The sequence below is a fragment of the Streptosporangium sp. CA-135522 genome (genome assembly GCF_050949235.1).
Lineage (GTDB): Bacteria > Actinomycetota > Actinomycetes > Streptosporangiales > Streptosporangiaceae > Streptosporangium.
This window is the reverse complement of record NZ_CP192026.1, coordinates 7274207-7294959: the sequence shown is the minus strand read 5'-3', so window position 1 is coordinate 7294959 and position 20753 is coordinate 7274207. Positions and strand designations below refer to the sequence as shown.

The window sequence follows — 20753 nt, the reverse complement described above, 5'->3', positions numbered from 1 at the left end:
CGTTTCCCCGGCGGAATGGAGCGCCCGGATGAGGATCACCCCTTCTGGCCAGAGCGGTCCCACGATCCCCGCGGGTCACCGTGAGCCGCTGCCGCGGGACGGCAGCCGTGACTGCGGGGTGCTGGAGCGGGTGATCCGCCGGCACTGGTCGGGGACGCCCCGGCGGGAGCTGGTGGTCGCGGTGGACGAGCTGGCCGGACTCCCGGTCCACCTGGCGACCCGGCTGGCTGAGGAGCTCGACGGGATCTGGCTCGGCGTCGACATGCTCCCCGAGCCGCCGAAGCCGGACGACTCCTGCGACGCCCGGGTGGCGGCGGACTCCGGCGGGGTCTACACGGGACGCACGGTCGTCATCGCGGGCGGCCCGCACTCGTCCGGAGCGCTGGTGCACCACATGATCGGGCACGCGCTGTGCGACCTGGACGAGATGGACGAGACCCCGGAGTGGCGGTGGATCATGAGCTTCTGCCGTCCGCTGCTGGCCCTGGACCGCTACCGGGACGGTCCGTCCGAGTGGTGGGCCGAGACCTACGCGCTCTGCGCGAGCCGCAGGCTCGACCGCCTCACCCGGTTGCTGGCCGACGACGGCCAGGCCGCCGCGGTCGTGGCGGCCTACCACCAGAGGCGTCAGGGATGGGTCAGATGACGGCCCGCTCGATGAGGGCGTCCAGGTCCAGGCGCGGAGGCAGGGTGCCGAAGCCGCGCCCCGCCTCACCGGCCAGGCGGGAGACGCAGAAGGCGTCGGCGACGGCCGCGGGCGCCAGCCGTACGAGCAGGGAGGCCTGCAGCACCAGGGCCATGTCCTCGGCGACGCGGCGGGCACGGGCCTCGATGTCGGTCAGGTCGCCGAGAGACTTGCGCAGGCGGTCGACGGCGTCGTCCAGACGCCGGTCGGCTCCGGCGGCGAGCGAGACCTCGGCGAAGAAGGCCTCCAGTGCCTCCGGCTCGCGCCCCAGGGCGCGCAGCACGTCCAGCGCGGCCACGTTTCCCGAGCCCTCCCAGATGCCGTTGAGCGGCGACTCGCGAAACAGCCGGGGCATCTGCGACTCCTCGACGTAGCCGTTGCCGCCCAGGCACTCCAGCGCCTCGGCCGCGTGGACGGGGCCGCGCTTGCACACCCAGTATTTGCCCACGGCCAGGGCCGTACGGCGCAGCGCGCTCTCGGCCCGGTCCCCGGCGACGGCCCGGTCGGTGGCGCCGGCGAGCCGTGTCATCAGGGTGGTCGCGGCCTCCGACTCCAGAGCCAGGTCGGCCAGGACGTTGCGCATCAGCGGCTGGTCGATCAGCTTCCTGCCGAACGCGCCGCGGTGCGTGGCGTGGTGGACGGCCCGCGTCACGCCGTACCGCATGCCGGCCGCCGAGCCGATCACGCAGTCCAGCCGGGTCATGTTGACCATCTCCAGAATGGTCCGCACCCCCCGGCCCTCCTCGCCCACCGGCCAGGCCAGCGCGCCGTGATACTCCACCTCGGCGCTGGCGTTGGACCTGTTGCCCAGCTTGTCCTTCAGCCGCATCAGGTGCATGGCGTTGCGGGTCCCGTCGGGCAGCACCCGGGGCAGCAGGAAACACGACAGGCCGCCGGGGGCGTGGGCGAGAACCAGGAACACATCGCACATCGGGGCGGAGTTGAACCACTTGTGCCCGGTCAGGGCGTAACTTCCGTCGTCCAGGGGCTCGGCGCGGGTGGTGCCGGCGCGGACGTCGGAGCCGCCCTGCTTCTCGGTCATCGCCATCCCGGCGAGCACCCCGCGCTTGCCGAGCGGCGGGCGCAGCCCGAAGTCGTAGTCGCGGGAGGCCAGCAGGGGCTCCCACCGGGCGGCCAGCGCCGGATCGTGGCGCAGCGCGGCGACCGCGGCGTAGGTCATGGAGATCGGGCATCCGTGTCCCGCCTCGACCTGGCTCCAGAGGTAGAACTTGGCCGCCCGGGCCACGTGCGCGCCCGGCCGGGCGTCGGCCCACGGGGCGGCGTGCAGACCGTTCTCGACCGCCACGGTCATCAGCTCGTGCCAGGCGGGGTGGAACTCGACCTCGTCGACGCGGTGGCCGTAGCGGTCATGGGTGCGCAGGACCGGTGGATGCTCGTTGGCCAGCCGTCCCCACTCCGCCGCCTGCTCGGAACCGGCGAGCGCGCCGAGCCGGCGCAGTTCCTCGGTGGCCCATCCGGCGTTCTCTCGGACCGTCCCGGCCAGGAGCGCGGCGTCGGCCGACACGTCGTGACCGGTGAGCGGGGGAGCCTGGTTGAAGACGTCATGGGTCACGTTCGGCCTCCGATGAACTCAGCTGGACCCGTCGCCGGGCGTCGCCCCCATCTCAGCATCTCCCCGTGACCGGGGCACCCCCTCGGCGGCCCCCTCCGCGCCCCGGTGGGCCGGGGCGCGGGAGGTCTCCCGCGCCCCGGGCCGGGCGTCTAGGGGTTGCCGACCAGGTCACGGACGTAGTCGTCGTCCTCGTCGCTCTCGGCCAGCACGCGCTCCACGCCCTTGCGGGCGCGCTCGTCACCCCGGGCGGCCAGACCCCGTGTGGCCTCGGCCACCGTGGTCAGGTCATCGTCGTCGAGCCGCGCGGCCAGCGCGTCGCGGATCTGCTCGGTGTCCTCCCGCAGCCCCGCCAGGCCCATGGTCGCCCAGTCGCGCACCTCCTCGTCCGGGTCCCGCGTCATCGAGATGAGCAGGGCCAGTCCCTCGGCGTGGCCCTGCGGCAGGACGGCGGCCAGCGCGGCCGGGTCGGCCTGGGTGCGGACCCAGCCGTCGGCGGTGATGATCTCCAGCACTTCGGGCAGGGAACGCGGGTCGGCGTGGTGGCCGAGCGCGCCCAGCACCGAACGCAGCACCCGCTCGTCGCCCTCGGTGGCGGCCATCCGCTGCAGGATCGGCAGCGTCCGGTCGAGGAAGGGCTTGTCGTCCTCGGTGAAGCCGAACTCCGCGAGCACGTCGACGGCGAACTCCCGCTTGCGCGGGTCGTCGCTGACGCACAGTCGCGCCGCGGCCTCGAAGGTCTCCTCGTCGCCGCGCCGGCCCAGCGAGCTCGCCACCGCCCACCAGGTCTCGGCCTCCTCATCGACGTCCCGGTACGGCAGCGCCCGCTCGACCAGCTCGTCGAAGGGCAGCCGCTCCGAGGACGCGTCCTCCAGGAGGGTGGCGATGGCCGCGTGGCCACGCTGGCACCGCAACTCGATCGAGGGCCGGCCGTCCGGATCCACGGCCGTGACGGTCACCAGGTCGGTGCCGTCCGCGGCGCGGCTGCGGCCCACGACGAACTGGGAGCCCTCGGAGGCCTTCTCGGTGAGCTGCTCCAGCAGCGCGCTCTCCAGCTGCGTGCCCAGCCAGTCGTAGGCGATGGTCAGCGGGGTGTCGCCCTCCCCGTCCGAACGGGTGGGGTCGGCCCCGGCCTCCAGCAGCGCGCGCACGGCGCCCAGCGCCCCGCGCCGGGTGGCCAGGGTGAGGGCGGTCTCGCCGCTGTCGTTGGCGTCCTCGGCGTCGGCCCCGGCGGAAAGGAGGATCGTGAGCGTGTCGGCGTGACCGTTGGCGGCGGCCCAGAGCAGGGCGCTCCATCCGCCGCTCTCCCGCCCGGACGGCTCGGCCCCGGCCGAGAGCAGCGTCTTCACGACCTCCGTGTGGTTCCAGGCCGCCGCCCCGCACAGGGGCAGGCCCTCGTCCTCGCCGCCGCTGATCCGGTTGGGGTCGGCTCCGGCGGCCAGCAACGTCCGCACGATCGTCGCCTGGCCGCCGGCCGACGCCCGGTACAGGGCCGTCGGCTCCCCGGCGCCGTCCGGATCAGCGGCCGCACCGCTCTGGAGCAGGCGCTCGACCCGCTCGGCGTCTTTCCCGGCCACCGCGTCCAGAAGTTCTTCATACATGCCTCCGGATCATAGGCGGCCGGGAGAGCCGCCCGCCGCCGCCGGAGGGGCGAGCCCCAGGCCCGGGGTTCGGCGAGGCCTGAGCCGCCCCACGCCCGCCCGCCGTTCGGGACGACACCCGCCGTGCCGGGACGGCCCACGCGGTCCGGGACGGCCCACACGTGCCGGAACGGCTCACGCGGTCCGGAACGGCACGCGCGCCGTCCCGGATGTAGGCCCGCTCTCCTCCTTGCGAAGGATTCGTCGGAAGGACAACTCGCGATATGTTGTGAGTCATGAACGATTCCGGCGGGATACGGGCCTCGGACGCCGAGCGGGAGGCCGCCGTCGAGCGGCTGCGCGTCGCCTCCGTCGAGGGACGTCTGACCCTCGGCGAGCTGACCGAGCGCACGGAGGCGGCCTACACCGCCGTCACCCAGGCCGAGCTGGTCGTCATCACCGCGGATCTGCCGTCCGCGGGGCAGGCGCCGGCACCCGCCCCGGCTGCGGCGGTGCAGGGCGGTCGTGCGCGGCGCTGGTTCGTGGCCGTCATGGGCGACTCCAAGCGCCGGGGCAAGTGGCGGATCGACCAGGGGCTCGGGGCGGTCGCCGTCATGGGCGACGTCGTGCTCGACCTGCGCGAGGCCGAGGTCCGCACCGGGGTGGTGGACATCGTGGCCACCGCGGTCATGGGCGACGTGAAGATCATCGTTCCGGACGGCGTGGACGTCGACCTCGAGGGCGTCGCGATCATGGGCGACAAGAAGGTCCAGGTCCTGGAGGCTCCTTCCGGCACGAACGTGCCGCTCATCCGGGTGAAGGCCTACGCGGTCATGGGCGACGTCAAGGTGGTCGGCGACTCACGGGCCGAGCCCGTCAAGAAGACCTGGGCCGCCTGGCGGGACCAGTGGCGCGAGCTGCGCGGTGAGCGGGCCGACGAGCCGTGGGCACCCCTGCCGCCCGCCTCTCCTCAGAGGGCGCCTCTGCCGCCCGTCCCTCCCCAGGAGTACGGCCTGTCCGCGCCGCAGTCGCCCCACCAGGAGTACGACCTCCATCGGCGGCCCGGCCCGCAGCCTCCCCGGCCGCCTCGCCCGCCGCAGCCGCCGGGCCACTGACGGCGACTCGGACGGCGGCTCACTGACGGCGGGTTCCTCCTGCGGTATTTCGTCGACCTGCCCGACCCGCAGATCGCCGAGGCGGAGGCCTTTCCCCTCCAGCGGTCCGTGACGGTGAAGGAACTGGTCTATCCGGTCTGCCGGGACAACGTCCGCCAGGTCGATCCGGCCACCGGCCGGATCGTCGTGCTCCGGTGCGCCGAGAACGGCAAGGACGGACAGGGGCGCGGAACGACCGGCTGAGTGCCGCTCAGGCGGTGGCGAGGGCCATCTCCCGCCGTACGGCCTGCTCGTAGCGTTCGATCAGCACGGCCGCCAGCTCCGGGGCGGCGCCGAGCACGCCGGCGACGACCTCGGCGCCCGCGGCCAGGGCGTCGCGGTGGATCTTGTCGGCGAAGTGGCCCGGGGCCAGCAGGTAGGGGGCCACCACCACACGGGGGGCTCCGGCCGAAAGGAGCCGCCGGACCTCCTCCTCGGGGCTGGGCCGAGCGGCCGAGGCGTAGGCGACGGTCACCGACCACCAGCCGCGAAGCGAGGCCCAGTCCTCGGCGATCCCGGAGACCGTCGCGTTGGCCCGGTGATCGCTGGAGCCGGCCGAGACCAGCACCACGGCGGTCTCCGGGTCCCCGGCCGCCACCCCCGCCTCGGACAGGCGCCGTTCCAGGGCGGCGAGCAGCAGGGGATGCGGGCCCAGGGTGGCGCCCCGGTGCACGCGCAGCAGTGGCCTGCGGGCGGCCACCTCGGCGAGCGCGCCGGGAATGTCCACGCGGCTGTGGTAGGCCTCGGTGAGCAGCAGCGGCACGACCGCCGCCTCGGCCAGCCCGGACAGCGCCCCGGCGAGCGTCGGGGGAGCGTGGTCGAGGTAGGCGGTGCGCACGGGAATCTCCGGGCGTGCCCGCCGTACCAGATCGAGGAGATCCTCCACCGTCGCGGTGGCGCGCGGGTCACGGGACCCGTGCGCCACCGCGACCAGCGGGACGGTGGACGACGTGCCGCGGGCGCGCCACGTCATAGGTGCAGCCCGCATTCCGTCTTGGCCATTCCGGCCCAGCGACCGCTGCGCGGGTCCTCTCCCGGGGCGACCTGACGGGTGCAGGGGGCGCAGCCGATCGAGGGGTAGTTGTCGTAGTGCAACGGGTTGATGAGCACGCCGTTGTCGGCCATGTAGTTGTCGACGTCGTCCTGCGTCCACCGGGCGATCGGGTTGATCTTGACCATCTGGCGCTTGGCGTCCCACTCCACGACCTTGACGCCGGCGCGGGTGGCGGCCTCGTCACGGCGGATGCCGGAGACCCAGGCGAGGTACGGCTCCAGCGCCCGGTTGAGCGGCTCCACCTTGCGCAGGTAGCAGCACAGGTCGGGGTTGCGCCCGAACAGGCGCGGACCGAGGTCGCGCTCCTGCTCGGCCACCGTCCGCGACGGCTTCACGTCGATCACGTTGACGTCATAGACCTGCCGCACGGCGTCACGGGTGCCGATCGTCTCGGCGAAGTGGTAGCCGGTGTCGATGAACAGCACGTCCACGCCGGGCTTGACCCTGCTGACCAGGTCGATCAACAGGGCGTCGCTCATCGAGGAGGTCAGGCACAGCCGGTCGCCGAAAGTGGCCGCCGCCCAGCGAATGATCTCAAGGGCGGAGGCGTCCTCCAGGAACCGCGCCGCCGACTCCACGATGTCCTGCAGGTCGAGCGCGCCGCGCTGCTCCCGTAATCCGACTTCGATATCCACCAGTGTCATCGGTCGCTCACCTCTCCTCATTCGCTACGCGGGCCGTTCGTGCCTCGCGGACCACTGCGCTCACTGCGTCGGGCTCGCTCCCTGCCAAGGTCGCTCGCCCCTCCTCATTCGCTACGCGGGCCGTTCGTGCCTCGCGGACCACTGCGCTCACTGCGTCGGGCTCGCTCCGCGTCATGACCGCACTCCGATTCCCAGGAACTTCAGCTTGAAGGCGCGGACGCACGAGCGGCAGTACCAGCCGCCGTCGCCCTCGTAGGGTTCGAGATCCTCTTCACCGCAGTAGGGGCAGTGGAAGGGGACCGCTCGCTCGCTCATCGGCCCCTCCCTTCCTCGCGGGCCGCCGGGCGGCTCACTTGAGGTCCGCCTCGTCGGCGCGCTGGACCCAGCCGGAGAAGGTCTCGCCGTCGTTCTTCTGCTTCTCGAAGTTCCTGACGACGCGCTCCACGTAGTCGGGAAGCTCCTCGGCGGTGGCCTTCAGCCCGCGGACCTTGCGGCCGAAGCCCGGGTTGACGCCGAGGGAGCCGCCCAGGTGGATCTGGAAGCCCTCGACCTGCTCGCCCTTGTCGTTGACGACGAGCTGGCCCTTGAGGCCGATGTCGGCGACCTGGATGCGCGCACAGGAGTTCGGGCAGCCGTTGACGTTGATGGTCAGCGGTTCCTTGAAGTCCGGCAGGCGCTGCTCCAACTCGTCGATCAGGTCGGACGCGGTGGCCTTGGTCTCGACGATCGCCAGCTTGCAGAACTCGATGCCGGTGCAGGCCATGGTCTGGCGGCGGAAGGTGGAAGGGTTGACCCGCAGGTCGTTGGCCTCCAGCTCGGCGACAAGGCTGTCGACCCGGTCGGGCGCCACGTCGAGGACGACCATCTTCTGCTCGACCGTGGTGTGCACCCGGTCCGAGCCGTGCCGCTCGGCGATGTCGGCGATGAGGTGCAGCTTGTCGCCGTCGAGGCGGCCGACCCTGGGGGCGAAGCCGACGTAGAAGTTGCCGTCCTTCTGCGGGAAGACGCCCACGTGGTCCCGGCGCCCGCCGCGCGGCTGCTCGGGTGCGGGGCCGTCGGGAAGGGTGTGGCCGAGGTATTCCTTCTCAAGGACGTCGCGGAACTTCTCGGCTCCCCAGTCGTTGACCAGGAACTTGATCCGGGCCCGGTGCCGCAGGCGGCGGTAGCCGTAGTCGCGGAAGATGCCGATCACGCCGGCCCAGACCGCGCCGACCTGCTCAGGGGTGACGAAGACGCCCAGGCGCTTGGCCAGCATCGGGTTGGTCGACAGGCCTCCGCCCACCCACAGGTCGAACCCCTTCTCGCCCCGCTCGTTGACCACGCCGACGAAGGCGATGTCGTTGATCTCGTGCACGGTGCAGTGCGAGGGGCAGCCGCTCACGGCGGTCTTGAACTTGCGCGGCAGGTTGGAGTAGGCGGGGTCGCCGATGTAGGTGTCGTAGATCTCGTCGATCTGCGCGGTGCCGTCGACGACCTCGTCGGTGTCGATCCCGGCCAGCGGGCAGCCCAGGATGACGCGCGGGGTGTCGCCACAGGCCTCGGTGGTCGACAGGCCCACCGCCTCGAGGCGCTTCCAGATGTCGGGAACGGCCTCGATCTCGATCCAGTGCAGCTGGATGTTCTGGCGGTCGGTGACGTCGGCGGTGCCCCGGCCGTAGATGTTGGAGATGTCGGCGATGGTGCGCAGCTGCTCCAGGTTGAGCCGGCCGCCGTCGATGCGGACCCGGAGCATGAAATAGCGGTCGTCGAGCTCCTCGGGCTCCAGGATCGCGGTCTTGCCGCCGTCGATCCCGGGCTTGCGCTGGGTGTAGAGGCCGTACCAGCGCATCCGGCCCCGCAGGTCGGCCGGGTCGATGGAGTCGAAACCGTTCTTGGCGTAGATGTCGATGATCCGCTGGCGGACGTTGAGCCCGTCGTCGTTCTTCTTGTTCTCTTCGTTCTTGTTCAGCGGTTCGCGGTAACCGAGAGCCCACTGACCTTCGCCGCGCGGGCGCTTGTGGTGGCGGTTAGCCGGCTTGGCCGGGGTCGTCATGTGCGCGTCCTTTGGATCGATGGAGTGATTTCCGGACGCGCACAGGCAGAACCTCCCGCCTCACCGTTGAGTGCGGGGGTCGCTTACTCGCAAGGAGGACGCCTGTCGCGCGCCCGAGCTGGATGAAATCAGCGGAGGGCGACGGTCAACGGACGTCACAACAGATGGCACTGCGGACACGCAAGAGGTCGACGTGGCGTCGCACGACGAGCAATGGGTCCGCTGGCATGTCTCAGACGATACCTTGGCCGCCCGAGATGTCCAATGTCCGGTCCACACTCTGGACTGTCCCCAGGCCCAACCTTGGCTTCGGGCTCATCCCTGGCGCGGCCAGTCCAGTGGAGACTCGCGAGGCCGCTCGGCTTCCTGGTGCTGGCAGTCGCACCACGAGCCGCCCCGGCACTCCTCGTGACGGCGGTCCTTGCACTGTTGGCAGATCACCCTTCCATTGTGGGGGTGTCCCCTAGAACATCGCTCGGTTACCCTTGCCTGAGCCGGGACGAGGAGGCGCCGTGGGTCTGATGGACGAGTTGCTGGCCGATCTACGCGCGGAGACCGCCGAGCTCAACGCCATGATCCGCGAGCTCGGTCCGGCGGACTGGGAGCTGCCCACCCCCGCCGAAGGCTGGGCGGTGCGCGACCAGATCAGCCATCTCGCCTGGTTCGACGACGCCGCCACCGCCGCCGCGACCGACCCGGACGGCTTCCGCGCCACACTGCCGGCCTTCCTGGGCCGCGGGGACTCCGCGGTGGACGAGCTGGCGGCCGCCTCGCGCGGCCTCGCCCCCGACCGGCTTCACGGCTGGTTCCGCGCCGCCAGGTCCCGCAGCCTGGAGGCGTTCGCCCGGCTCGCCCCCGGGGCCAGGCTGCCCTGGTACGGGCCCGACATGTCGGCCGCGTCCTTCGTCACCGCGCGGTTGATGGAGACCTGGGCCCACGGGCAGGACGTCGCGGACGCGCTCGGTCTGGCACGCGTCCCGACGGCCCGGCTCAGGCACGTGGCGACGCTCGGGGTGCGGGCCATGCCGTACGGCTTCGCGATGCGCGGCCTGACGCCGCCCGCCGAGCCGATCCGGGTGGAGCTGGCGATGCCCGACGGGACGACGTGGACGGCGGGGCCGGCCGGAGCCCCTGACACGGTCAGGGGGACGGCGCTCGACTTCTGCCTCCTGGTGGTCCAGCGCCGCCACCTCGACGACACCTTCCTGGAGGTGCGGGGGGAGGGCGCACGGGCGTGGGTCCGGGTCGCACAGGCGTTCGCCGGACCGCCGGGCAAGGGACGCGCCCCGCTCGGATCAGGGGTTTCTCAGGGGCACACCCGATAGAGGCGGTCAGATCCGCCCTGACATGCTCAGATCATGCGAACTCTGTTGAATGTCATCTGGCTGGTGTTCGCGGGGATCTGGCTGGCCATCGGCTACGTCGTCGCGGGCGTCGTCTGCTGCATCCTGATCGTCACGATCCCGTTCGGCATCGCGTCGTTCCGGATCGCGGCCTACGCGCTGTGGCCCTTCGGCCGGACCGTGGTGCGCGATCCCGACGCGGGCTGCCTGTCCACCGTGGGAAACGTGATCTGGTGCCTCGTGGCCGGGATCTGGCTGGCCATCGGGCATCTGCTGACCTCGATCCCGCTCTTCCTGTCGATCATCGGCATCCCGCTGGGGATCGCCAACATCAAGCTGATCCCGGTGTCGCTGCTGCCGCTCGGCGCCCGGATCGTGGACGCGGACGATCCCATGGCGTTTTACCGCAGGTAGGACGGGCGAAGGACACGAGATTCGATCGTTGCCGGACGGACTCGTGATCAAGCACCCCTAGGAAATACCGTTGTGTGCCATGACGTCCACTGATGCTCCTGCGCACCGCCCCGGGCCCGACAGGCGCTCGTCGCGCGGGCGCAGGGCCAGGCTGCGCGCAGGGCTCTCCTGGGTGCGCGGGACGGACACCTGGGCCCTGGCCAGCGCCACGACGAACGCGGGCGTCGCCTATCGCGTCACCGGTCTGGCCGGTGAGGCCGCCTTCTTCGCGCTGCTGTCGCTGCCGCCGTTCATGCTCGGTCTGATCGGCGTGCTCGGCCAGCTCACCCGGGTCTTCGGCCCGGAGACGGTGCAGAACGTCAGGGACTGGATCGACGTCCAGGCCCACCTGCTGTTCACCGACAACGCCGTGAACACCGTCGTCACCCCGCTCATCGACGACGTCCTGAAACCCGAGAACCAGGTCTCGCTGATCTCGCTGGGTTTCGTGCTGGCGCTCTGGTCGGGCTCACGGGCGCTGTTCGTCTATGTGGACCTGATCTCGGTCGCCTACGGGCTCGGCGAGGAGCGCGGCATCATCCGCACCCGCCTGATGTCCTTCGGGTTCTACCTGGCGGGCCTGCTGATCGGGCTGCTCGTCATGCCGGTCCTCGTCCTCGGACCCGTGGCGCTGCGCGGCGCCCTGCCCCCCGACTACGCCGTGCTGGTCGACAGCCTCTACTGGCCGGTGGTGATCGTCGGCTCGGTGTTCTTCCTCAGCCTGCTCTACCACGTGAGCGTGCCGGTGCGCACGCGCTGGTGGCGCGAGCTGCCCGGGGCCGTGCTCGCGCTCATCATCTGGATCGCCTGCGCGGCGGTCCTGCGCGCCGTGCTCGCCGCCTGGTTCTCCCCGGTCTCCATCTACGGCTCGCTCGCCGCCCCGATCGCGGTGCTGCTGTGGCTCTACATCACCGCGCTCGCCGTGCTCATCGGGGCCACGCTCAACGCCGAGGTGGACCGTCTCTGGCCGGTGAACGGCTACGGCCGCGTCGGTCGCGCCGGACAGTCCGCTATCGTCTAAGGCGCGACTGGCGCATTGGGTGGGAGAGACCACCGGGGAGCGGAAACAGCGGAGGCCGTGCGCCTGGGTCTTCGCGCGATGTCAACGATGACAGGGAGTGAAGGCGCCATGAGTTCTCTTTCCAGCGTAGATCCACAGATCGCCGAGCTCATCAAGGCGGAGGAGCGCCGTCAGGCCGACACCGTCAAGCTGATCGCCTCCGAGAACTACGTCTCCAAGGCGGTTCTGGAGGCTACGGGCACCGTTCTCACCAACAAATACTCCGAGGGTTACGCCGGCAAGCGTTACTACGAGGGCCAGCAGGTCATCGACCAGGTCGAGACCCTCGCCATCGAGCGGGCCAAGTCCCTGTTCGGCGTCAACCACGCCAATGTCCAGCCCTACTCGGGCTCGCCCGCCAACCTGGCCATCTACATGGCCTTCCTGCAGCCGGGCGACACCGTGATGGGGATGGGCCTGCCGTTCGGCGGTCACCTCACCCACGGCTGGTCGGTCTCGGCCACCGGCAAGTGGTTCAACCCGGTCCGTTACGGCGTGCGCCAGGACACCGGCCGCGTCGACATGGACGAGGTCCGTGAGATCGCCCTCCGCGAGCGGCCCAAGCTGATCTTCTGCGGTGGCACCGCGATCCCGCGCACGATCGACTTCCCGGCCTTCGCCGAGATCGCCCGCGAGGTCGGCGCCGTGCTCGCCGCCGACATCGCGCACATCGCCGGCCTGGTGGCCGGTGGCGCCCACCCGTCGCCGGTCGGCCACGCGGACGTCATCTCCACCACCACCCACAAGACCCTGCGCGGCCCCCGTGGCGCGATGCTGATGGCCACCTCCGACGAGCACGCCGCCGCGCTCAACAAGGCCGTCTTCCCCGGCCTGCAGGGCGGCCCGCACAACCACACCACCGCGGCCATCGCGGTGGCGCTGAAGGAAGCGGCGAGCGACGACTTCAAGGACTACGCCCGCCAGGTCGTCCTGAACGCCCAGGCGCTGGCCGAGGAGCTCAAGGGCCGCGGGTTCGACCTGGTCTCCGGCGGCACCGACAACCACCTCATCCTGTTCGACCTGACCCCGAAGGGCATCGGCGGCAAGCCCGCCGCCCAGGCGCTGGACAGGGCCGGTCTGGAGACCAACTACAACACCGTGCCCTTCGACACGCGCAAGCCGTTCGACCCGTCGGGCATCCGCATCGGCACCGCCGGTGTGACCAGCCGGGGCATGGGCGTGGCCGAGATGCGGCAGATCGGCGCCTGGATCGACCAGGTCGTCACCGCCCTGGCCAAGGACGAGGACGAGGCCAAGCACGTCATCACCCGGGTCCACGGCGAAGTCAGGGAGCTGACCTCGCACTTCCCCGCTCCGGGTCTGTGAGCTGATCGGCGAAGGCCCCGGGACCCGCCATGGTCCCGGGGCCTTTCGGCGTGCGCCCGTCACGGTGTGCCGTGGCCGGTGTGCCGTGACGGGCGGCTCGGGAGGTTATATGGCTTGCGGCATAAGGGTGGGTCTGCGCTAGTGTTCTACCGCGGCGCCATTCGACAAGACGAGTGGCTGCGAGCCAAAGGGAGGTGAGGACTATGCGGGTTGTCGTGTCGACCCTGCCGTCCATCAACCTCCGGGTGCCCGCCTGACCGTCTCGCACAGGTGCACCCGGCTTCCACAAAGGGTGTACCCACGTTGTCTTCACCAGTGATCTCTGGTTTTTCCGCTCTTTCCCCGCTCGGCTGGAACGACTCTCTCGCCGCCGAGCTCCCCGCCGGCCTGGTCCCCGCCCGGGTGGCCCGCGTCGATCGCGGCGCCGCCGAGGTGCTGTCCGCCGACGGGCACGTACAAGCCCACTACAGCGCCCACATACGGCGGGCCGCCGCCGCCGATCCCGTCGCCCTGCCCTGCGTGGGAGACTGGGCCGCACTCCGCAGGCTGCCCGAGGGCCGCTTCGAGTTGGAGGCGATCCTGCCCCGCCGTACCGCGTTCGTGCGCGGCGGCGTCGGCAGGGACTCCCGGGGCGGTCTGTCCGGCGACTCCCAGGGGCAGGTGCTCGCGGCCAACGTCGACGTCGTGTTCGTCGCCGAACCCGCTCTGCACGCCACCGACACCGCCGACCTGGGCCGGATCGAGCGCCTGCTCGCGCTGGCCTGGGAGAGCGGTGGACAGCCGGTGGTGCTCGTCACCAAGTCCGACCTCGTCGGCGAGGCGCTGGACTTCCTGATGCGGGAGGTCGCCACGGCGGCGCCCGGGGTGGACGTGCACGCGGTCTGCTCTCTCACCGGTGAGGGGGTCGAGATCGTGCGGGGCTACCTGGAGGGAACCCGCACCGCCGTGTTGCTCGGTGCTTCGGGCGCGGGCAAGTCCACGCTGGTCAACGCCCTGGCCGGAGCGGCGGTGATGGAGACCCAGCAGGTCAGGGCCGGTGACGGCCGAGGCAGGCACACCACCGTGCACCGCGAGCTGATCCCGCTCGACGGCGGCGGCCTCATCATCGACACGCCCGGCATCCGCCGCATCGGCCTCTACGACATGGGGGAGGGCGTGGACATGGTCTTCTCCGACATCGAAGGCCTCGCGGAGCGGTGCCGGTTCGCCGACTGCGGGCACGACAGCGAACCCGGCTGCGCCGTGATCGCCGCCATCGAGGACGGCACGCTGCCCGAACGCCGGTTGGAGAGCTGGAACAAGCTCCAGCGCGAGGCCGCCTGGATGGCCTCCAGAGGCGATGCTCGGCTCCGCAAGGAGCTGCAGAACAAATGGAAGATCATCCACAAGGAGATGCGGAAGTCCGGCCGCAACCGTCCGTGACCTCCGGGGTCTGACCCGGAGATGACCTCACCGGGACCGGCTCCCACGGGAGCCGGTCCCGGTCCGCCGTACCTCTCCGTATTTCGCCGGCTCAGAGACTTTCGCGTTGCCGGACGCTCGAGTGATCTTACGCTGAGTGGGGTTTTGACCACGCAGAGTAGGCAAACCTTTAGGTGTGATCGCTGCCTCGCGCGAACGCGCGTCGTCCCGGTGCCGCCGAGCGGCGCCGTGGATCGCGATCCTCATCTGCCTCGGGCTCTGCCTGGGCTGGCACTCGGGCGTCGCGGGCCTGTTCGAAGGGACGGTCGCCGAGAGCGTCGCAAGCGACACCCAGCCCGTCGACGAGGTGCCCGCCGTGCCCGCCACCCGTCATGTCCAGGGGCAGCGTGACCTGCGTACGCAGGTCAGGGGGCCGGCGATACCGGGCGCCTCGGGGGCGGTGCCGTCCGTGAGCGGGCGGCCGGACCGGAGGGCGGCTGCCAGGGGCTTCCAGATCACCCCGCATGCCGGCCTCGATCGGCTGATCCTGCTGAGCGTCTCTCGCATATAGGCCGACGGCTCGCCGTCGGACCAGCACAGCATTCATGCGAGGAGAGAGCTCATGCGAGAGATTCACGCGTTCACCGAGGCCTGGGATTTCCAGTGCCTGCGTTGCCTTCATGTCTGGGAGGACATCTACGAGGCCTGTCACGCCGACGACGGGCGTCCGGTCGTGTGGCGCAGGCAGGGGCTTGTCACCACCGCGCCGTGGGCGGACCAGAACTGCCCCAGCTGCTCGGCTCCTCAGGTCAAACCGCTACCGTCACGCGGCAGGCGGGATGTGCCGAGGATTCCACCGCAGGGCTGAGCCGTCTGCGGATGGTCGGGGATGGGCTTACAGTGAGAGGGGATGGTGAGCGGTCGCCGGACTGGCGGCCGCCGCTGCGGGTGCGGCGGTGCCGGCGGCGACCTTCCCACCGGATGTTCCCTGGCGCGTCAGCGCCCGAGACACCCTGACCGTACACAACGACGTGTGATCTCGCAGGGGAATCGGCGAGATCACACGCGAGGGGAGAGCCGGGTGGAGGTGCTGCTCAGGCGACGGCGCTGATGCCGGCGCTGGCGGCGCGGCGCATGCGACGGCGGCGCTCGGAGGCGCGCTCGTCCTCGTTCAGGCCGCCCCAGGTGCCGTACTTCTCCGGACGGGACAGCGCGTAGTCGAGGCACTCGGCGCGTACGGGGCACTGGGCGCAGATGGCCTTGGCCTTACGCTCGCGAATGTCACGCTCAGGCTGACGCTCGCCGTCGGGACCGAAGAAGAGCACGAGGTCCTCACCCCGGCACGCGGCGTCATCCTGCCAGCCCCAGCTGGGCCGAGGCCGGGCGGTCTGCCGACGTACCTGAGACATGAGAAAACCACCTTTTAGTGAGGGTATTTCGGGTTGATGCCGCATTGGACGTTTACGACGTCCCTGGATCCAACGCCTGGATAGGCCGTGATGTTCCCTCAGGTCAGGTGAGGGCGGACGTGGCGTACCGCACAGGCGTGAGCCTGTCCAGCGTGACCAGCCGGTAGGTAGCGATCGTGTCAGCGCAAGCCGTACCACATGGCGTTGTTACCGTCATGGGTTCAACCACTACCCGAAAACGAGCGTCACTACCGCGCACGAACGCCTCGGTAATGTCGCCGTCCGACCTGGAGGATTCCACGGCCACTCCGCCGACCGAGAGTTCGCCCGTGTGGGAGCGGACGAAATGCTCAGCGGCTTGCAATGGCTCAGGGATGCCCGCGCGTCCCCGGAAACGGTCGAGGATGACCTCGCCGGACCGGTACGCGTCGGCTGCCGCGATCGCAGCAGCCTGAGACATGCTGCCGTAGTAAAGCCCGTGTGGCAAGCACACGAGGTTGGCGGCGTAACGATCGCCGCCAACATGTGATGTTTCCCATACTCTGTCCGGCAACATTTTTGCCAGAGCGCGAGCGAGGGGTAGTCCAATGCGGGCGCAGCACGCGTTGCGCTTGGCATGCGTGCAGACCAGAAAAACCGGCTCACTCACAAGTATGCAGGACTCCGGGACCACTCCGGCCACCAGAGCGTCCATGTCAAGATCGTCTGGACCTGCGATGACGCCTTCGGCGAGCCACGGTTCGGCGGCGGTGGAGTCGGCGACCATGACGTGAATGCCGCTTCCGCCGGGGTTGCGGCGCCCCGGGCGGCGGATCAGCTGGGGCCGGACTCCGAGGCGCGTGGCCCGTTTGATAAGGGTGTGCACGTCCTCGGGGAGGTGGCAGTCCTCCAGGTGGGAGGCCCAGGGGCCGGAGTGCTCGATGAGCAGCCAGAATCGGGCGCCGACCGTCGCGCTGGCGAGCACCGGCAGGTCGCCGCCGTGGCATCCCCGGGGGTGGTCGCACCCCTTGACCGCCGCGCCTCGAACGCTTCCCGTGGTCACGCGCACTCCCTCTCCCGTTACTTAGGTAAGACTAACCTAATGGATGAGCGGGTGCGGCGTGGGAGGTGTCGGAAGCACTAGGCCCTATGAGGGGTCGGCGTCAATAGGTTGATTGTCAACTGATGTCAACGTCCACCTGTCAACGACCGGCCGTTGTCAAGAGCCGGACGGAACGAGATCAGGTCAATATTCCAGCGCCGCCAGCGCCGCGGGCAGGGCCGCCGCCCTGTCCTCGGGGACCAGGCCGATCCGGGTCCGGCGGTCGAGCAGGTCGTCGGCGTCCAGTGCGCCTTCGTGTCTGACCGCCCACACCAGTTCGGCGCGGGTGACGCCGGTGGGCAACGGCTCGGCCAGGGCGGGGTCGCGGGTCATCAGCGCCCGCACCGCCTCCGCCTCCTGCCCGTAGCGCTCCCACAGCCGGTCCGGGGCCGCGCCTCCTCCCCGGGGGACTCCGGCGGTCCCGGGAGCCCCGACCAGGGGCAGCCGCGCCGTACGGCTCCGGCCCGCCGCCAGGCCGCGTAGCGTCACCACCCGGTCCACGGCGTCCTGGGCCATCCGCCGGTAGGTGGTCAGCTTGCCGCCCACGACGGTGACGACCCCGTCCGGGGAGGTCAGCAGCGCGTGCCGCCTGGACAGGTCGGCGGTGCGCCCCTCGGCGGCCAGCAGCGGCCGTAGGCCGGCGTAGGCTCCGGCCACCTCCTGCCGCCCGAGTGGTACGCCCAGTACGGAGTTGAGCACGTCGAGCAGGAACGTCACGTCCTCCTCCGGCGCCTGCGGGACGTCCGGGACCGGTCCCTCGACCGGCTCGTCGGTCAGGCCGACGTGGATTCGGCCGTCGAGCTGGGGGAGCACCAGTGCGAACCTGTTGCTCTCGCCCGGGATCGGCACGTGCAGCCCGGCTCTGAGGCCGGGAAGGGTCTGCGGGCGCAGCACCAGGTGGGTGCCGCGTGAGGGCCTCAGCCGGATGGCCGGGTCGAGCTGGGCGGCCCAGACTCCGGCGGCGTTGATCACCGCTCTGGCCCGGATCGTGAAGGTCTCCCCGGTGAGCTCGTCGCGGACCTGCGCTCCGTCCCCGGCCAGCTCCAGAGCTCGGCAGCGGGTCAGGATCCCGGCCCCGTGCGCGGCGGCCGTCCTGGCCAGGGCGACCACCAGCCGGGCGTCGTCGACCAGGCGCCCGTCCCACGACAGCAGGGCGCCGCGCAGGCCGTGCGGGTTCAGCGGCGCGGCCAGGTCCAGGGCCTGCCGCGCGGGGATCCGCGACGGGCCGGGCAGGAGGCGGCGGGGCGTGCGGGCGGCCATCCGCAGCCCGTCGCCCAGCCGGTATCCGGCCATCACCGTCGCGGCCTGGGCGCCGGAGACCGCGGGGGTCAGCGGCAGCAGGTACGGCTGCGCCCTGACCAGGTGCGGGGCGGTGCGCCGGAGCAGCGTGCCGCGTTCCACCGCGCTCTCGTGCGCCACCCCCACCTGGCCCTTGGCCAGGTAGCGAAGCCCCCCGTGGATCATCTTGGAGCTCCATCGGGAGGTGCCGAACGCCAGGTCGTGAGCGTCGATCGCGATCGTCGACAGGCCCCGGGAGGCGGCGTCGAGCGCTGCCCCGGCACCGGTGGCGCCCAGCCCGACGACCAGCACGTCCACCACGAGATCTCGGGCACGGGCGAGTTCGCGCGTGCGGCGGGCGGCGTTGAGGGAGGAAGTCACGGCTGCAGGTACCTCTCCAGAAGCGTGGTGAGCTCGGCGTCCAGGTCGTCCTGGGTGAGGGGGTCGAGCATGGTCGTGCCGGACAGCAGGAACGACTGGGCGGTCAGCAACACGGCCCGGGCCAGCGTCCCGGGGTCGCCGGGCCGTACGGTGCCCCGCTCCTGGCCTCGCGTGAGCGCGGACTCGACGAGCGCGAGCATGGCCTCGTGACTGGCCCCCCGGCGCTGGAGCAGGTACGGCAGGAGCAGCTCGGGATCCACTTCGACGATCTTGCGCCAGAGGGGGTGGCCGCGCAGCTCCCGCACCACCCCGACCGCCGCGGTGACCGGGTCCCCGGTGGCGAATCTGTTGGCGACGAGCACCCACTCGCGGGTCATCAGGTCGGCGACGAGGGCGCGCACGTCGGGCCAGCGGCGGTAGATCGTCATCCGGGACAGCCCCGCCCGGCGGGCCACGTCGGTGAGCGTGGTCCGCCGCACCCCGACCGCGAGCACCATGTCGCGGGCGGCGTCGAGGACGGGGTCTCCGGCGGCCACGTCCGTATTGTGACGGATATACGTCATGTGTAACAGTGTAGAGGTGGAAACTCCGACAACCGCCGCCGAACCCATGCTCTGGTCCGGCTGGGGTGATCCCGCCAAGGCCTCCGAGCTGCCCGAGCCGATCCGCCGGCTGCTGCGCGACATGCTGGGCGTGCACGCGCCACAGGTTCCGGCCGCGAGCTTCGGCGAGGTGCGCCTGCCCGCCGTGGCGCTCTCCCCGCTCGTCCTCACCCGGCTGCGCGGCGTCGTCGGCGCCGACCACGTCCGCTTCGACGACGACGCACGCATCCGGCACACCCGGGGCAAGTCCACCCCCGACCTGATGCGCATGCGCGCGGGAGACGGCTCCGACGCACCCGACGCCGTGGTGCTGCCCGGCTCGCACGCCGAGGTCCTGGCTCTGCTGCGGATCTGTGCCGAGCACCGGGTCGCGGTGGTCCCGTTCGGCGGGGGCACCTCCGTCGTCGGCGGGCTGGTGGCCGCCCGGCGGGGCTTCGCCGGGGTCGTCGCCCTCGACCTGGCCCGGCTGAACCGGCTGGTCTCGGTGGACGCCGAGTCGATGGTGGCCGAGATCGAGCCGGGGCTGCGCGCGCCGCAGGCCGAGCAGCTCCTGGCCGGGCACGGGCTCACCCTGGGGCACTTCCCCCAGTCGTTCGAGTACGCCACGCTGGGCGGCTTCGCCGCGGCCCGCTCCAGCGGCCAGGCCTCGGCGGGATACGGCCGGTTCGACGACATGGTCGTCGGCATGACCGTGGCCACCCCGCGCGGCACCCTCGACCTCGGCCGGGCGCCCAAGTCCGCCGCCGGACCCGACCTGCGCCAGGTGATCCTCGGTTCCGAAGGCTCGTTCGGAGTGATCACCTCCCTGCGGCTGCGCGTACGGCGGGCCCCCGCCGAGCGGGTCTACGAGGGCTGGCGGTTCGAGTCGTTCGCCGCGGGTTCGGCCGCGCTGCGCCGGCTCGCCCAGGACGGTCCGCTGCCGACCGTGCTCCGGCTGTCCGACGAGACCGAGACGATGGTCGGGCTGGCCAGGCCGGGGGAGCTCGGCGGTCTGGCGGCCGACGCGGGCTGCCTGGTCATCGCGGGCCACGAAGGCTTCTCGGAGGTGGCCGCCCGGCGGGAGCGCGCCGCGGCGGTGCTGTCGGAGTGCGGCGGCGTCCACCTCGGGCCCGGCCCCGGGGAGTCCTGGGCGCACGGCCGCTACTCGGCGCCTTACCTGCGCGACTCGCTGCTCGCGGCGGGCGCCACCGTGGAGACGCTGGAGACGGCCGGATTCTGGTCCAACCTTCCCCGGCTCTACGACGCCGTACGGCTCTCGCTGCACGCCTCGCTCGGCTCGCCGCTGGTGATGTGCCACGTCTCCCACGTGTACGGCACGGGCGCCTCGCTCTACTTCACGGTCGTCACGGCCCAGAGCGACGATCCCCTCGCGCAGTGGGAGGCGGCCAAGCGGTCGGTCAACGAGGCGATCGTCGCGGCCGGGGGCACGATCTCGCACCACCACGGCGTCGGCCGTGACCATCGGGAGGCCTACGCCGCCGAGATCGGCGACCTGGGCGTGGAGATCCTGCGCGGGGTCAAGGACAGGCTCGACCCAGAAGGCATCCTCAACCCCGGCGTGCTGATCGCCGAGTCGGCCTCCGGGGAGGATCGGTCCGGGCTCTGACGCCAGAAGCGCGATCTTGACGACGATCGGCGACCACGGCTGTTCGCCCTGGCCGGGAACGACAGGCGTTCATGATCCACTTGTCCGTTGTGCT

At 71.3% G+C, this 20753-nt stretch carries 22 protein-coding genes and 1 riboswitch; of the genes, 11 read left to right on the top strand and 11 right to left on the bottom strand.

The window, feature by feature from the left end; all coding sequences use genetic code 11:
• Positions 1-28 precede the first annotated feature (28 nt).
• The gene (locus ACQPYK_RS34600) at positions 29-646 is read left to right on the top strand and encodes a hypothetical protein (RefSeq protein ID WP_433240508.1); all 618 of its coding nucleotides are present in this window, start codon (positions 29-31) and stop codon (positions 644-646) included.
• Here ACQPYK_RS34600 and ACQPYK_RS34595 read toward each other — a convergent pair.
• Both ACQPYK_RS34595 and ACQPYK_RS34590 read right to left on the bottom strand, forming a co-directional pair.
• Complete coding sequence (locus ACQPYK_RS34595) at positions 639-2258, bottom strand: isovaleryl-CoA dehydrogenase (RefSeq protein ID WP_433240505.1); 1620 nt, start codon at positions 2256-2258, stop codon at positions 639-641. The two genes, ACQPYK_RS34600 and ACQPYK_RS34595, sit on opposite strands and share 8 nt — an antisense overlap.
• A 149-nt stretch (positions 2259-2407) precedes the next feature.
• Positions 2408-3856: an ankyrin repeat domain-containing protein gene (locus tag ACQPYK_RS34590; protein ID WP_433240502.1), complete on the bottom strand. Its 1449-nt coding sequence runs from the start codon at positions 3854-3856 to the stop codon at positions 2408-2410.
• Positions 3857-4131: 275 nt separating this feature from the next.
• Between ACQPYK_RS34590 and ACQPYK_RS34585 the strand changes: the two genes are divergently transcribed.
• Complete coding sequence (locus ACQPYK_RS34585; RefSeq protein ID WP_433240499.1) at positions 4132-4950, top strand: DUF1707 SHOCT-like domain-containing protein; 819 nt, start codon at positions 4132-4134, stop codon at positions 4948-4950.
• 108 nt (positions 4951-5058) lie between these two features.
• Positions 5059-5193, top strand: a complete 135-nt coding sequence (locus ACQPYK_RS34580; RefSeq protein ID WP_433240496.1) for a hypothetical protein — start codon at positions 5059-5061, stop codon at positions 5191-5193.
• Between the two features lie 7 nt (positions 5194-5200).
• Here the strand turns inward: ACQPYK_RS34580 and ACQPYK_RS34575 are convergent, their stop codons facing one another.
• The 5 genes from ACQPYK_RS34575 to ACQPYK_RS34555 form a co-directional block, all read right to left on the bottom strand.
• Entirely contained in the window at positions 5201-5962 is a 762-nt protein-coding gene (locus ACQPYK_RS34575) for a sirohydrochlorin chelatase (RefSeq protein ID WP_433240493.1), read from the bottom strand.
• Positions 5959-6687 (bottom strand): phosphoadenylyl-sulfate reductase, encoded by a 729-nt coding sequence (locus tag ACQPYK_RS34570; protein WP_433240490.1) that lies wholly within the window; start codon positions 6685-6687, stop codon positions 5959-5961. Before ACQPYK_RS34570 ends, ACQPYK_RS34575 begins: the two co-directional genes overlap by 4 nt.
• A gap of 171 nt (positions 6688-6858) precedes the next feature.
• Positions 6859-7002 (bottom strand): hypothetical protein, encoded by a 144-nt coding sequence (locus tag ACQPYK_RS34565; protein ID WP_012893136.1) that lies wholly within the window; start codon positions 7000-7002, stop codon positions 6859-6861.
• Between the two features lie 34 nt (positions 7003-7036).
• Positions 7037-8719 (bottom strand): nitrite/sulfite reductase, encoded by a 1683-nt coding sequence (locus ACQPYK_RS34560; RefSeq protein WP_433240486.1) that lies wholly within the window; start codon positions 8717-8719, stop codon positions 7037-7039.
• Positions 8720-8864: 145 nt separating this feature from the next.
• A complete protein-coding gene (locus ACQPYK_RS34555; RefSeq protein WP_350917820.1) occupies positions 8865-8948 on the bottom strand; it encodes a putative leader peptide in 84 nt (27 codons plus the stop codon).
• Between the two features lie 292 nt (positions 8949-9240).
• On the opposite strand from ACQPYK_RS34555, the gene ACQPYK_RS34550 reads away from it, so the two are divergent.
• The 7 genes from ACQPYK_RS34550 to ACQPYK_RS34520 all read left to right on the top strand — a co-directional run bounded on the left by ACQPYK_RS34550 (position 9241) and on the right by ACQPYK_RS34520 (position 15170).
• Positions 9241-10044: a TIGR03084 family metal-binding protein gene (locus tag ACQPYK_RS34550; RefSeq protein ID WP_433259005.1), complete on the top strand. Its 804-nt coding sequence runs from the start codon at positions 9241-9243 to the stop codon at positions 10042-10044.
• Positions 10045-10077: 33 nt separating this feature from the next.
• Entirely contained in the window at positions 10078-10476 is a 399-nt protein-coding gene (locus ACQPYK_RS34545; protein ID WP_433240483.1) for a YccF domain-containing protein, read from the top strand.
• A gap of 79 nt (positions 10477-10555) precedes the next feature.
• The gene (locus ACQPYK_RS34540) at positions 10556-11536 is read left to right on the top strand and encodes a YihY/virulence factor BrkB family protein (protein WP_433240480.1); all 981 of its coding nucleotides are present in this window, start codon (positions 10556-10558) and stop codon (positions 11534-11536) included.
• Positions 11530-11612, top strand: a riboswitch (ZMP/ZTP riboswitch). Its footprint overlaps the gene before it by 7 nt.
• A 32-nt stretch (positions 11613-11644) precedes the next feature.
• Positions 11645-12901, top strand: a complete 1257-nt coding sequence (gene glyA, locus ACQPYK_RS34535) for a serine hydroxymethyltransferase (protein WP_433240477.1) — start codon at positions 11645-11647, stop codon at positions 12899-12901.
• 315 nt (positions 12902-13216) lie between these two features.
• Complete coding sequence (rsgA, locus tag ACQPYK_RS34530) at positions 13217-14323, top strand: ribosome small subunit-dependent GTPase A (RefSeq protein WP_433240474.1); 1107 nt, start codon at positions 13217-13219, stop codon at positions 14321-14323.
• Between the two features lie 175 nt (positions 14324-14498).
• Positions 14499-14873 carry a hypothetical protein gene (locus ACQPYK_RS34525; protein WP_433240471.1) on the top strand — a complete coding sequence of 125 codons (375 nt, stop codon included), beginning with the start codon at positions 14499-14501 and terminating at the stop codon, positions 14871-14873.
• A gap of 51 nt (positions 14874-14924) precedes the next feature.
• Positions 14925-15170, top strand: coding sequence for a hypothetical protein (locus ACQPYK_RS34520; RefSeq protein WP_433240468.1), 246 nt, complete (start codon positions 14925-14927; stop codon positions 15168-15170).
• A gap of 226 nt (positions 15171-15396) precedes the next feature.
• Here ACQPYK_RS34520 and ACQPYK_RS34515 read toward each other — a convergent pair whose 3' ends face one another.
• The 4 genes from ACQPYK_RS34515 to ACQPYK_RS34500 all read right to left on the bottom strand — a co-directional run bounded on the left by ACQPYK_RS34515 (position 15397) and on the right by ACQPYK_RS34500 (position 19014).
• Complete coding sequence (locus ACQPYK_RS34515; protein ID WP_012893126.1) at positions 15397-15711, bottom strand: WhiB family transcriptional regulator; 315 nt, start codon at positions 15709-15711, stop codon at positions 15397-15399.
• A 103-nt stretch (positions 15712-15814) separates the two neighbouring features.
• Positions 15815-16753 (bottom strand): sucrase ferredoxin, encoded by a 939-nt coding sequence (locus tag ACQPYK_RS34510; RefSeq protein WP_433240463.1) that lies wholly within the window; start codon positions 16751-16753, stop codon positions 15815-15817.
• A gap of 183 nt (positions 16754-16936) precedes the next feature.
• The gene (locus ACQPYK_RS34505; protein WP_433240460.1) at positions 16937-18451 is read right to left on the bottom strand and encodes a glycerol-3-phosphate dehydrogenase/oxidase; all 1515 of its coding nucleotides are present in this window, start codon (positions 18449-18451) and stop codon (positions 16937-16939) included.
• Positions 18448-19014, bottom strand: coding sequence for a TetR/AcrR family transcriptional regulator (locus ACQPYK_RS34500; protein WP_433240457.1), 567 nt, complete (start codon positions 19012-19014; stop codon positions 18448-18450). Before ACQPYK_RS34500 ends, ACQPYK_RS34505 begins: the two co-directional genes overlap by 4 nt.
• 46 nt (positions 19015-19060) lie before the next feature.
• On the opposite strand from ACQPYK_RS34500, the gene ACQPYK_RS34495 reads away from it, so the two are divergent.
• Entirely contained in the window at positions 19061-20659 is a 1599-nt protein-coding gene (locus tag ACQPYK_RS34495) for an FAD-binding oxidoreductase (protein ID WP_433259003.1), read from the top strand.
• Positions 20660-20753 lie beyond the last annotated feature (94 nt).